The sequence below is a fragment of the Lacihabitans sp. LS3-19 genome (genome assembly GCF_024343575.1).
Taxonomy (GTDB): domain Bacteria; phylum Bacteroidota; class Bacteroidia; order Cytophagales; family Spirosomataceae; genus Leadbetterella.
The window spans coordinates 40,877-53,940 of the sequence record NZ_RJUA01000019.1; the positions used below are offsets into that span (position 1 = coordinate 40,877).

The following is a 13,064-nucleotide window of genomic DNA, read 5'->3' on the forward strand; positions in this document are numbered from 1 at the left end:
TACGGCTACAATCGATAATTGGCTTAAAAGTTTATATAATCGGTTAGTCTTGACTTAATTCTTTGATAGCAAGCCAAGCCATCAATCCAGGACCTAACGCTAAAGCATCCTCGTCAATATCGAATGTTGGTGTGTGAACTCCCGAAATTATTCCTTTATCCTCATTTCTTGTTCCTAATCTATAAAAACAGGCATCTACTTTCTGGCTATAAAAAGCGAAGTCCTCACCTCCCATCCATAAGTCCAGATCAACAATATTTTCTTGACCAATATACTCTGAAGTTGCTGTACGCATCCTTTGGGTTAATTCAGGGTTGTTTTGAAGAAAAGGATAGCCTTTCTCTATCCAAAACTCACACTTTGCTCCCATTGCTTCCGCCATACCCTCAGCCATTTTCTTCATTTTTTCCTTACCTTCAGCTCTCCAGGTTTCGTCCATACATCTAAAAGTACCTTCAATATAAACTTCATTAGGAATAATATTGGTAGCACCTTCAGCTATAAATTTGCCAAAAGTCAACACCGAAGGAAAAGAAGGATTACGATTTCTAGAAATAATTTGTTGTAATGCTACAATGATATGAGAGGCAACCAAAATGGGGTCAATAGCTTGGTGAGGAGCTGCACCATGCCCACCTTTGCCAATTATTCGCATATATATTTCATCTGTGCTAGCCATATACATTCCTTCTCTAAAGCCTATTTTACCAACAGGAATATTGGGAGCTACGTGCTGTCCTATAATATTATTAACTTTTGGATTTTCTAATACGCCTTCTTTAATCATCAAAGATGCCCCACCAGGAGCCTTTTCTTCTGCAGGTTGAAATATTAATTTTATACTTCCTTCAAATTCTTCTCTCAATGCAAATAATATTCTTGCGGCACCTAAAAGTGAGGAGGTGTGAACATCATGCCCACAAGCATGCATAACGCCTTCATTTTTAGATTTATATTCTTTATTGTTATCTTCTAAAATTGGTAAAGCATCTATATCAGCTCTTAAAGCTATCACTTTTTTGTTTGGATTTTTTCCTTCTATTATCGCCACCAATCCTGTACCTGCTACTCCTTCTTCGGGATTCAAACCAATGCCCTTTAATTCAGACGCAATAAATTTAGCAGTTTCAAACTCACAAAAAGAAAGCTCAGGATTTTGATGAATATGCCTTCTAATTCTGATGGTTTCTTCAAAATTTTCTTTGGATAAATTCTTTATTTTTTCGATTAATGACATAGAATACTTGTTTTATGATCAAAATTAAAGGTATAGCTTCAAAGATTTCACTTATGTTCAATTAAATTCAAGAATTTTGTCACTTTAAGTACTGAAATGGCCAGAAATAAATAAAAAGACTATAATTTTGGAGAAAAATAAAAGTTTTTTGAAATCAAAAATAATAATAGTAATGGGAGTTTCAGGTAGTGGAAAAACTACTTTAGGCTCGATGCTAGCAGAAAAATTGAATACCGATTTTTTCGACGGTGATGATTTTCATCCAAAAGAAAATATAGCTAAAATGTCAAATGGTATACCACTAACTGACGATGACAGAATAGGATGGCTTGATAGAATCAATGAAAAAGGGGTTGAATTGATTCAAAATAATAAATCTGGTGTATTTGCCTGCTCCGCTTTAAAAGAATCCTACAGAAAAAGGCTTTCTAATACTTTAGAAAAAGAGATTCTTTTTGTTTATCCAAAAGGCTCTCAGGAAGTGATACAAAGGAGAATGGATGCCAGAAAGGATCATTTTATGCCAAGCAATTTGCTAGATTCTCAATTTTCGATTTTAGAAGAACCAAAAAATGCGATAGAAATAGATTTGACCAAAACACCAGAACAAATGTTAGAAGATACTATAAAGAAAATGGCTCTTTCGGAATTCGGCCTTGTTGGATTGGGCGTAATGGGCAAAAGTTTGGCCCGAAATCTCGCAAACAATGGTACAAAGCTTTCATTATTTAATAGATATGTAAAAGGAAGTGAGGAAGGAATAGCCAATAAATTCATCAATAGCTTTGAAGAATTGTCTGATGCTCAAGGATTTGAAGATTTGGAAGACTTTGTTGAATCTATGCAAACACCAAGAAAAATCTTCTTGATGATAAAAGCGGGTAAAGAAACAGACGAATTTATTGAAAAAATCAAACCGTTTCTAAATGCCGAAGATGTGCTAATAGATGGGGGAAATTCACATTTTAAAGATACCAAAAGAAGGATTGAATATTTAGAAAAGGAAGGAATCTATTTTGTAGGCACAGGGGTTTCTGGCGGAGAAGAGGGAGCCTTAAAAGGCCCATCCATTATGCCTTCTGGTAATTTTGATGCCTATAAAACAATAGAACCGTTTCTTAAAAAAATAGCCGCTAAGGATAAAAAAGGTCTAGATTGTTGTACCTATATTGGGCCGGAAGGTTCAGGGCATTTCATAAAAATGGTCCATAACGGTATAGAATATGCTGAAATGCAATTGATAGCTGAAGTTTATGCATTGCTAAGATATAGCAATCAAATGAGTCCTGATGAAATCTCAGAAGTTTTTAAAGAGTGGAATCAAGGCGAACTTAAAAGTTATCTTTTAGAAATATCTTCTGAAATACTCACAAAAAAAGAAGGAGACAATTGCTTACTAGACATGATTTTGGATCAAGCTGGCAATAAAGGAACGGGAAATTGGACCACAGTAACTGCTACCGAAATGGGCATGCCAGCAACTATGATTACTTCAGCATTGTTTGCAAGATATGTTTCATCTGTAAGAGAAAAATACGGAAACTTATCTCTAATTACGGAGCAAAGTTTCATAAAACTGGAAATTGAAACTGTAAAAAATGCTTATTCTTTGGCTAGGATAATTAATCATCAACAAGGATTTACTTTAATTAAAATAGCTTCGGAAGAATACCGTTGGAATCTTAATTTATCTGAAATATCAAGAATTTGGACAAATGGATGTATAATAAGAAGTACACTTATGGAAGAAATAAGTGCTGTTTTTAAGCATAATTCAGATATTTTTGATGATTTAAGTATTTTTGAAAATGTAAATAAATTCAGAAGTGCTTTAAAAACTTTTTGCGTAAGTAGTCTTATGGCTGAGCTTCCAATACCAACTATGTTGGCTGCCAATGATTTTGTAAATTCATTGAATGGAGAAATAAAAACGGCCAATATTATTCAGGCCCAAAGAGACTTTTTCGGTGCTCATACCTACCAAAGAACGGATGCTGAAAGAGGTAAATTCTTTCATACCAATTGGTAATAAGTATTTCTGTGAAATTTTTGGAACAGATTTTGCGTTTATCTTAAAAAAAACATTTTCATGAAGTTAAAAATATTATTTTTTGCTCTCCTATTTATCAGCAGTTTAGCTCAAGCACAAACCAAAATAAATTGGATGAGCATAGAGGAAGCTTATGCAAAACAGAAAATTACACCTAAAAAAGTTCTAATTGATGTATACACTGGCTGGTGTGGCTGGTGTAAAGTAATGGATAGAGAGACGTTTACCGACAAAGACGTCATCAACTATGTAAATCAAAATTATTATGCTGTAAAACTAGATGCAGAAAGTAGAAAAGATATTAATATCGGAGGTAAAGTTTATAAGTTTGATGAGGCCAACAGAGCAAATGAAGCTGCAATAGCACTTTTACAAGGTAAAATGAGTTATCCAAGCATAGTATATTTGGATGAGGCTTTTAGTATGATACAACCTGTTCCTGGCTATATGAAACCTAAAGAATTTCACGAATTGATCACTTATTTTGGAGGAAATTACCACAAAAAAGAACAATTTGACCTGTATAAACAGAGTACCTATGGCAAATTATTTACAAAAAAAGGGATTTAAAATCCCTTTTTTTATGCTCAATATTTTAGCGTTTTTTATAAAATATATTGACTTAAATCTTTGTTTTTGATTAAACTCGCTAACTTATCAGAGACCATTTCTTTCGAAATCTCCAAATTTGTTCCTGCCGTAATTTTCTCTGGAACATCAAAAAGAATGTCATTCAACAAGTGTGACATTACAGTTTGTAATCTTCTTGCACCTATATTTTCTACCTCAGAATTTGCTTGAAACGCTAAAGATGCCAACTCCCTTAGAGAATCATCACTGAAAGTCAAATGAACGCCTTCGGATTCCAGCATAGCTTCATATTGTTTCGTGAGTGCATTTTTTGGGGTTTTTAGGATATGATAAAAATTATCCTCTGTTAATGCTTCCAACTCAACTCTGATTGGGAATCTTCCTTGTAATTCAGGTATTAAATCTGAAGGTTTTGATACATGAAATGCTCCTGCGGCAATAAATAAAATATGGTCAGTTTTGATTGCCCCATGTTTGGTATTAACGGTGGAACCTTCGACAATTGGAAGCAAATCTCTTTGAACTCCTTCCCTACTCACGTCTGGACCAGACTTTCCACCCGAAGAAGCTATTTTGTCTATTTCATCAATAAAAATCATCCCTAAGTTCTCCGCTTTCCAGATGGCTTCGTCTTTCACTTCGTCCATATCTATCAATTTAGCGGATTCTTCTTCCATCAAAATCTTTCTGGCTTCGGCTATTGTCACTTTCCTTTTTTTCTGGCTCTTGGGCATGAATCCACCAATCATTTCTTGAATATTCATCATCGAAACATCATCAATAGGACCACCCATCACGCCAATTGGTGCCATATTAGAGCCTGCAACATCGATTTCTATTTTTCTGCTATCAAGATCTCCATTTTTTAATTTGTTTCTAAAAGCCTCTCTTGTTTCCTGATTCAACTCAAAATCCTCTTGCGAGTCCTCTGTATTTTCCTCTTTTTTAGCGTTGGTTTTCTTTACGGGAGGAATCAAAATATTCAGTATTTTACCTTCAACCGCTTCAGCAGCTTTTATTTTGACTTCTTCTTTTTTATTGGTTTTAACGATATTGATACTTTGCTCTACCAAGTCCCTCACCATACTTTCCACGTCACGACCTACATAACCGACTTCCGTAAACTTCGAAGCTTCAACCTTTACAAACGGGGCATCAGCTATTTTGGCCAATCGTCTTGCTATTTCAGTTTTGCCAACTCCAGTTGAGCCAATCATCAAAATATTGTTGGGAATAATCTCATCTTGCATTTCAGGAGTGGCGTTCATCCTTCTCCACCTATTTCTAAGAGCTATGGCAACATTTTTTTTAGCATCTTTTTGGCCTATTATGTATTTGTCAAGTTCCGCTACTATTTGCCCTGGTGTAAGATTATCTATGGTTCTGTTCATTCAAAAATTTTAATTAAATACAAAAAAACGCAAATATTCGGGGTTTTCTATGGGTTATAAAGAAAAAAAAGATATCTACTTCAAATGAATGGAAGCAAATATCTTTTTAAACTTTACATATTGAGATATGTTTATAAAAACCTCTGAATCCAATGGTAAAGTAAGTTTTTTCTTATGGGAATAATTTAGATCTTATTGATGACTTACCACAATTTTTTGACTAGTGGTTCTGATTCCATCAACAATCAAACTATAGAAATATGTGCCGTCAACCCATCTGTTTGTTTCAATTTTAACAAAATTAGAAGTTTTAGATAATTCTAAATATTTCATTTGTTTTCCATTGATATTTGAAAAATTCAAAGCTGCTTTGATAGCAGTATTTGGCACCCTATATTCTACTGTAAGAAGATCACTTACGGGATTAGGATAAGCGTTAGCTATACTCAAATCTCCTAAATCTCCTTGTGGAACCATCAACGGATTATCGCATCCACATACATCTTCACCAGCAAACTTACCAGGTTTTTCAACAGCTAATTCTTTTAAATAAGCTTTGACGGTTGGTCCAACTGTATTTGTTTTTTTATCTCTAAATGCCACATAATATGTCCCAGGCACTTTGGCCCTGAATTTTTTACCTGTGCGTATCTCTTTGGTTGCAAGCTCATCAGCAAACCAAACTACTTCTGCTCCAGCCTCTTTTGTAACTACCAAAAATGCTGGCGGAAATTGGTTTTCGTTTACGAATTGAGTGGTTTGATCTAAAACGGGCATTCCTAGTGGTTTTGTTGTACAGTTTGGTGCATTAACTATTCTAACGTTTCGGCACTTTCCTGTCAAATCACTCGATACTAATGTAACATTTGGCATAAATGCAGGGACATTTTCAATTCTATAAGAACTATTGCCTAAAGAAGTTACAAATCCAGAACTAGAAGTAAGCGGCAATGTGTTTATCCTGCTTAAATAATTGGTCAAAACTGGGAAATTCAAATTTGACATGGCATAAAATACTTTCTCGATTAGGCTGTATTTATCATTTTCGAGATGAACAAGAATATTATAACTATCAACAGTTGTATTACAATATACGGAATCTACCACAATTGGAGGCCCAGAGCATGATTCCACAATTATTGGGCAACAAGAGCTTATATTACAATCTCCTACTTTTTTAGAAAACGAAAACTCACCTCCTTGTTTTACAGTAAGCGAGCTATCAGGATTTATGACAGCCAAAGCAGGGTTGGTACGGTCATTAATTTCTGAAAAATTACCTGATGCATCTTTATAATACCATTTAATCCCTTTATATTCTTTCAATACAATCGAATAAACTTCTGAAGAATTTATGGCGATTGGTACTGTAACGCAACTCGTGCCACTTCTTTTTCCACCTGTTATACCTGAGGCTTGTGCATCAGAATAGTCGTATATTCTGTCACCTTCTTGTGCAATATAAGAAGATAGGTAGTTTAGTCCTGTTGATTTTACTTTTAATCTTAATACCAATTTTACTGATTTCCCTCCTTCAAGTGTCCCGACTTTCCAAATGTTTCCAACAGAAGTATATTGGCCTTTTTCTGTATAAAAGTTTACCGTTTCTAGATTTAAACTTTGGATTAATCTAACCTCAATACTTTCAGAAGTCTTGGTGCCTTTATTTTGGATTATAGTAGTAAAAGTTACAAGTTCATCCAGCTGGGGTTTTGAATTATCCACCGCCTGAATCATTTCTAAAGTAGTATAGTCTCTATCTAAGGCGAAATTCATGTGTTCGAAAATGATGGTTGCGTCTGTATGACATTCTTCATTTTCATTATACAATCTTACTCTGTATGTTTTTTTACCTGTAGGATTTGAAATATTCTTGATTTCAATTTCTTTTTGAAATGGAGCTAGAGCTATTGATTGTGCAAAATCAAAAGGTGTATTTGTCCCTTCTATAATTTCGTAATGTGTGGCGTAGTTGATATTGGTTATTAATAACCTTCCGTCATTGGTTGTTGGTGATGAGACATCGGTATTTCTTGTGGTATATGTTGGAAACCTACATGTAGTACTTGTAGAATCAATGTTTTTTGCTTGACTTTTTAAACAAAACAAGGATATAACTCCAAATACTATTAGGAATGTAAATTTTAAAGGATAACGGAAATTCTTGTAGAATTTTTCCATTTTCGGAATTGAATTTATGTAAATATCAGGATTTGTTTTAAAAAGTAAATACCCGAAGGTTGATTTCAGGTATTTACTGTAAGATATTTTCTTAGAAAATTGAAATCTCATTTTACTGAGATTTCAATTCAAGTTTTATTTAGTTTTTGTAACCGTTGCAGGCTCACAATATCCACCTGGACAAGTACAATCTTTAGCTACCAATGGAACTGTTACGTCAATGAAACATTCAAATCCACCCGGATGGAAGTTTTTAATTCTAACAGTATAATCCTGTTGGGCTCCTGTTGGATTAGGTAAGTTTGAAGCAATAATTCCTGAGGTTGGAACATTTTCAAAACCAGGTGTAGGATTCTCTGGAGTTGTAGATGAAAATATTGAACCTGTACTCCAATCAACTTGATCTGAATCACGATATCTTGTTAAAATAAGTTGACCATCATTTTGAGATATGGTACCTATACATAAAGCACTAACTGGAATTACACTAGCCACTGGAAGTGGATTGACAGTGATTTTAAGAGGTGCTTGTGGTGATTCGCAAGAAATGGTATCAACACCTATTAGCTCATATAAAGTAGTTTGTGTAACATATGCCCAGGTAGCACCAGCAAAATTTGTTGGAGGTGTTGGTGCAGTAGCTGTGGTATCTCCATCCCAATACCATGTCAATGTATTCAAAGCGTTTGAAACCGTGTTGGTAATAACTGGAGTTGCTATAAGGGCAACTGAAGGTTCGTTCAAACAATATGTAGGTTCAACCACAGCTGGTGCGTCAGGCGTATCTTTTATGTAAACATTGAAATTGGCCGTATCAGATTGGCATCCCGAAGTTGAGTTATATTGCGAAACCCAATAGTTAAACGTTCCAATAACATCTGTTGGCGGTGCAGTATATGTAGCATTTGTATCACCTGGAATTACTGTTTTATCCAAACCATACCATATTAAATTATATGTTCCAGGTGAAGCCGTTGCTGTTAAAGGAACCGACGGATAGTTTTCACAATAAGCTAAGTCTTGAACCACAGGTGGTAAAGGTTTGGCGTCGATAGTGACAATAAGCGTATCTGGATGAGATTGACATCCGTTGTTATCCACTTGCGTTACATACCATGTGTATTGACCTGCAGCTACTGATGTATTTGCATAAGGTCCAACGTTATAACCAATCAAAGTGGTTGTATCTGGCTCATCTGTAAATTGATACAGTGTAGGTCCTTCATACCATCTTAAGCTATCTCCATTGTGATCTGGTGCAGTAAGAGAAGGAATTAATAAAGCAGATAATCTTTTTCCTTCAATTTCTTGACAATAGGTTGTATCTATTGCGTTTGGAATAGCTGGAAGAGGATTAATTACAACAGGTATTGAAACTGTATCAGCACATTCTAAACCGTTTGTAGTGTAAAAAGCTCTTACAAAATAATCACCTTCGTTAACCTCTTGAGCATTTAATATCACATCAACTGAATCAGTACTTGTCCAACTGTTTGGTCCCCACCATTCCCAACTTGCAGCAGGAAAAGGATTTATTGAATTGTTAACTGCTGCATTATATGCTGCAAGTTCTATTGTATCTTCTTGACATATTGGAGAGTTGCTAGAAGCAACTGGAATAGGCAATTCATTAATAATAAACTGAACCTCAGTTGTATCTGTACATGATTCGTGTCCATCTTGAACCGAAATCAATCTATAGTTATAAATACCCGCCGTAGTAGGTAAAGTAACCAAAGTAAGAGTGGTGTCAGTCGCCAAGGGAGTAGTATCATTGTTACTTGGACCGTTGTTGTTATACCACTGGTACTTGAAAACACCTTGGTCAGCTAGAAAGCCAGTTATTGGTGTTGAAATATCATAGGTAATATGATCTGTGGCAGTGTACCCTGTTTGAGTATTTGCTGACTCAATTAATGGTGAAGGCATACCAAAACAAATTACTTCGTCAGCAGGTTTAGTCAAAATCGGAGGTAAACCAGGTATAACTTTTATTGGACAACATCCTTCATATCCGCATGATGTAGAAGATGAATCTCTATAATATTTATAATCTCCAATACTTTTAATAATTAAAGCACCAGTAGCTGCAATTTCATAATCAGCATTTGCACCTGAAATTGTAGTCCAATTCGCTCCATTATCAGTACTCCTTTGCCATACTACACCTGTGTAATCACCTGAAACTAATGCGAAAGTATATTCGTCTCCATTACAATAATCTCTGTGCGTAGTAATACATATCTGGGCCTCGTCATCTTCAACTTCAGCATTAGGAACAGGCGTTGAGTCTAAGTCAATTTGATCTAATGCTGTCGCTTCAGCTGTAATTTCCTTAATTCCTCTTGCATCCACAGTATATGTTAATGTTAAACTTACCGTTGTTCCAGCAGGTATATCTCCTATGGTCCAAACACCAGTTGTGTTATTAAATGTACCAGCGGCAGTATTATCTGCAGTTAATGTTAAATCTAAAGCACTTCCTATTTGATAAACTACACCAGTTGCATCTAAAGATCCAGCATTTTTAACTGCAACAGTAAGTGTTACAGATGCTCCTAAAGGAACATCGCCAGCAGGTGATCTTGTAATAGTAGCCTCTAAATCGACATAAGTTGGAGCATAGTTATAATTTACATAAGGTAAATAAAATGTGGAATCTGTGTAACAGCTACCTGTTGCATCATAAACTCTAACTGTATATTGATCTCCTGGTGCCGCCAATGGGGCAGTCAAAGTGGAATCTATATATCCGTTTGTAAGAGATGAGAATAGATATGCTGAAGCAAAGCTACCACTATAAGAAGTTCCTGGAGAAATTCCTACTTTATAATTGCCGTTTTGAATACCAGATATTCTGACTTTTGCATCGCTTACTGTTTCTGCACTTGCATCAAATGTCGTTATAGTCATGGCCAAAGCAGGGTTACATGCTTGTGCGTAGGTTGACAAATGAGCAAACAACATAAGAAATCCTAAGACAAGGATTTTCATCCAAATCTTCCTATCCCTTTCAAAAACAGATGCTACTCTGGTTTTTAAATAATTGTTTTCCATGTTAAAAAAATATTAAATTGTTTATGTTTCTATTTTGTTTTTTCTACTGTTCCGGGAGGACAAACTTTAATATCGCAATCTTGACATACATTCTCAATCGAAACATTTTGGTCTATAGGACATCCTTCCGCACTAATGATCCTAATTGTATATTCTTGTGGGCTTCCTTTTGCTGGACCAGCCAATGTTTGAGCAATTTTTCCATTTGAAGGAATCAATGCTGGCGAATTAGCTAGCGAAGCGTTATAATTTGGTCCTGGATTAAATGAATACGTTTCTCCATTTTTAAATCCTGACAATATTAGACTTCCGTTGTTTAGTACAGCTTTTCCTATACAAGTAGGGTTTATAGCAAGTACATCCGTTTCTGGAAATGATTTAATATTGGCTAAAACCACAGATCTTTGTGGACTAGTACAATTATCAATCGAAATGCACGAAGCGAAGAAATTTGCATTTTCACTCAATATATTGGTAGCAAAATTGGTGCCACTTAATAATAAATTTCCAGAAAATTGTTCGTCATACCAGTTTATTGTTCCGTTGCAATTCGATCCGCTTAGATTTAAACTTGCTGGACCGCAATTACTGTCTCCAGTCAAGGTGGGTGCCTCTGGCAATGGAAGCACATTGATTTGGGTTGAATCATAATTTGTACAATTATATGTATTGGTTACTTCTAAATAATATGTTCCATTGTGTAGTAAGCTGTCAGCATTATTTATAGTTGGATTTTGGTCAGTTGATGTGAAACCATTTGGACCATTCCATACATAACCCGAACCGCCACTTGATATAAGAGAGATATCTGTATTGGTACAAAACTGTCCTCCGTTTATTGAGATAACAGGATTTGGATTTACTTGAATAGTAGCAGATGATGAGGTTGCTGTTCCGCAGCCATTGCCACTCGCCACTCCAACTACTTGGTATATGCTAATGCCAGGCACATTTGTTGGTACAATTAAACTATCTGCAGTTTCTCCAGTGATTTTTGTAAAAATAGCACCGTTGAATTTTCTCCATTGGAAAGAAATATTTCCTGTACCATTGCTTGGGTTAGCATTTAATACCATTGATGTTCCTTCACAAATTTCAGCACTTGTCAAATTCACATTTATTGTTAAATTTGGAACAATGACAACTTTGCTTACCGCAGAAGTATCCGCTCCACAACCGATACCATTTGCAGAGGCTATTATTCTATAATATGAAGTATCTGCAGATGAAGTTGAAACTGAATAAGAAGTCGAATTTGCTCCAGAAATGTTATTCCAAATTAAACTATCAGAAGAAGATTGCCATTGGTAAGAAATGCTTCCAGTTCCATTGTTGGTTGATGCTGAAATTGTTACATTTCCACCTTCACAAACTTGGAAGTTTAAAGTATCTAATGATACGCTTAAATTTGGCACAACTGTTATAGTTGCAACTGAAGGATTAGATGCTCCACATCCAATACCACTTGCGGTTGCTACAATTTCATAATAATTAGTTCCAATAAATGTACTCGAAGTTCCAACTATCAAAGTGTCAGCTGTTGCACCTGATATAGTTGTCCAAGTAGAATTATCAGTAGAAGTTCTCCATTGATAAGTAATTGTGCCAGTTCCATTTGTAGTATTTGCTCTTAAAATTAGTTCGGCATCTTCGCAAACAGTGGTGCTTGGAACGTTGACATTTACACTTAAATTAGGTAAAATTACAACTCTCGAACTATCAGAGTCTTTATAATTACAACCAATACCTACAGCCTGAACACTAACTTTGTAAAAAGTAGTATCTACTATTGAAGAGTTAACGTTCAAAGTTTGACCAGTTGCACCTGAAATTGGCGACCATGACAATCCATCTGGTGAAGATTGCCATTGATATCTTACAAATCCATTTTGATTAGTTACTTGTGCATTTAATGTCAATGATCCTGATTGACAAATCGTGATATCCGCCAAATCAATATCCGCACCTAAATTTGGCAAAACAACAATTGTGAACGTCTCTGTATTTCCAGGGCAACTATTTATTAATGGAGTTACAGTAATAGTTGCAGTAACAGGGGCAATTCCGTTGTTGATAGCGGTAAATGAAGAAATATTTCCAGTTCCTGATGCAGCTAAGCCAATTGAAGTATTTGAGTTAGTCCAAGTATATCCACTAGATAGTGTTCCAGTAAAAATTTTATCAGGAATCGTTCCATTGTTACAAACTGTATCACTTTCTACTGGATCCATCGTGATTACAGGATTTACAATGATTGTAAATGTCTCTGTATTTCCTGGACAGCTATTAATTAATGGCGTAACTGTTATTGTCGCTGTTATTGGCATTGTTCCAGAATTGGTTGCTGTAAAGCTTGCAATGTTTCCTGTTCCACTTGCTGCCAAACCAATCGCTGTATTGCTGTTGGTCCAAGTATATCCAGTTGATAATGTTCCTGTAAAGTTGATTGCTGAAACAACTTCCGTATCACAAACCTCTTGGTCTGCTACTGGATCCATCGTGATTACAGGATTTACAATGATTGTAAAGGTCTCTGTATTTCCTGGACAGCTATATC

The 13,064-nt window shown here is 35.4% G+C and carries 7 protein-coding genes; 2 read left to right on the forward strand and 5 right to left on the reverse strand.

Going from position 1 to position 13,064, the window contains the following annotated elements; all coding sequences use genetic code 11:
* Positions 1-43 precede the first annotated feature (43 nt).
* Positions 44-1,237, reverse strand: coding sequence for a M20 family metallopeptidase (locus tag EGI22_RS13330; RefSeq protein ID WP_255068956.1), 1,194 nt, complete (start codon positions 1,235-1,237; stop codon positions 44-46).
* Between the two features lie 148 nt (positions 1,238-1,385).
* Here EGI22_RS13330 and gndA point away from each other — a divergent pair, with 148 nt between their 5' ends.
* Both gndA and EGI22_RS13340 read left to right on the forward strand, forming a co-directional pair.
* Positions 1,386-3,266: an NADP-dependent phosphogluconate dehydrogenase gene (gndA, locus tag EGI22_RS13335; protein ID WP_255068957.1), complete on the forward strand. Its 1,881-nt coding sequence runs from the start codon at positions 1,386-1,388 to the stop codon at positions 3,264-3,266.
* 60 nt (positions 3,267-3,326) lie between these two features.
* Positions 3,327-3,857, forward strand: coding sequence for a DUF255 domain-containing protein (locus EGI22_RS13340; RefSeq protein WP_255068958.1), 531 nt, complete (start codon positions 3,327-3,329; stop codon positions 3,855-3,857).
* 35 nt (positions 3,858-3,892) lie between these two features.
* Here the strand turns inward: EGI22_RS13340 and hslU are convergent, their stop codons facing one another.
* The 4 genes from hslU to EGI22_RS13360 form a co-directional block, all read right to left on the reverse strand.
* Positions 3,893-5,269 carry an ATP-dependent protease ATPase subunit HslU gene (hslU, locus tag EGI22_RS13345; RefSeq protein WP_255068959.1) on the reverse strand — a complete coding sequence of 459 codons (1,377 nt, stop codon included), beginning with the start codon at positions 5,267-5,269 and terminating at the stop codon, positions 3,893-3,895.
* A gap of 192 nt (positions 5,270-5,461) precedes the next feature.
* Positions 5,462-7,450, reverse strand: coding sequence for a T9SS type A sorting domain-containing protein (locus tag EGI22_RS13350; RefSeq protein WP_255068960.1), 1,989 nt, complete (start codon positions 7,448-7,450; stop codon positions 5,462-5,464).
* A gap of 135 nt (positions 7,451-7,585) precedes the next feature.
* Positions 7,586-10,507, reverse strand: a complete 2,922-nt coding sequence (locus EGI22_RS13355) for a DUF11 domain-containing protein (RefSeq protein WP_255068961.1) — start codon at positions 10,505-10,507, stop codon at positions 7,586-7,588.
* Between the two features lie 29 nt (positions 10,508-10,536).
* The coding region (locus EGI22_RS13360) for a hypothetical protein (protein WP_255068962.1) at positions 10,537-13,064 on the reverse strand (2,528 nt) is incomplete at its 5' end.

What these genes read in the sequence shown, in the direction of transcription:
- EGI22_RS13330 (WP_255068956.1), bottom strand. Translation starts at nt 1,237, where the DNA reads ATGTCATTAATCGAAAAAATAAAGAATTTATCCAAAGAAAATTTTGAA.
- EGI22_RS13340 (WP_255068958.1), top strand. Translation starts at nt 3,327, where the DNA reads ATGAAGTTAAAAATATTATTTTTTGCTCTCCTATTTATCAGCAGTTTA.
- hslU (WP_255068959.1), bottom strand. Translation starts at nt 5,269, where the DNA reads ATGAACAGAACCATAGATAATCTTACACCAGGGCAAATAGTAGCGGAA.
- EGI22_RS13350 (WP_255068960.1), bottom strand. Translation starts at nt 7,450, where the DNA reads ATGGAAAAATTCTACAAGAATTTCCGTTATCCTTTAAAATTTACATTC.
- EGI22_RS13355 (WP_255068961.1), bottom strand. Translation starts at nt 10,507, where the DNA reads ATGGAAAACAATTATTTAAAAACCAGAGTAGCATCTGTTTTTGAAAGG.